Annotated in this window: 1 pseudogene; it reads left to right on the top strand. The window is 59.5% G+C overall.

Annotated elements, in window-relative coordinates:
* A pseudogene (locus A3709_RS22765) lies at positions 1–170 on the top strand (heat-inducible transcriptional repressor HrcA); the annotation flags it as partial.
* Between the last annotated feature and the right edge of the window lie 50 nt (positions 171–220).

Raw genomic sequence — 220 nt, 5'->3', positions numbered from 1 at the left:
CAGGCTACGAGGTCTTTGGCGATTATTCCGTAGTGACCGCCCCCTATAGCGATGGGGTGCAAACTCTGGGTGTGCTGGGTGTGATCGGCCCCACCCGGATGGCCTATGAGCGGGTGATTCCCATTGTGGATGTCACTGCCAAAATGTTGAGCCAGGCACTGGCCAAATAAGCCGCATTCGGGCCCCCGGCGGGCCCTGTTTCCGACAGCCGTCAATTCTC

The organism is Halioglobus sp. HI00S01 (assembly GCF_001635445.1).
GTDB lineage: Bacteria > Pseudomonadota > Gammaproteobacteria > Pseudomonadales > Halieaceae > Halioglobus > Halioglobus japonicus.
The sequence above is the reverse complement of the archived record's forward strand: the minus strand, read 5'-3'. Positions and strand labels throughout refer to the sequence as shown.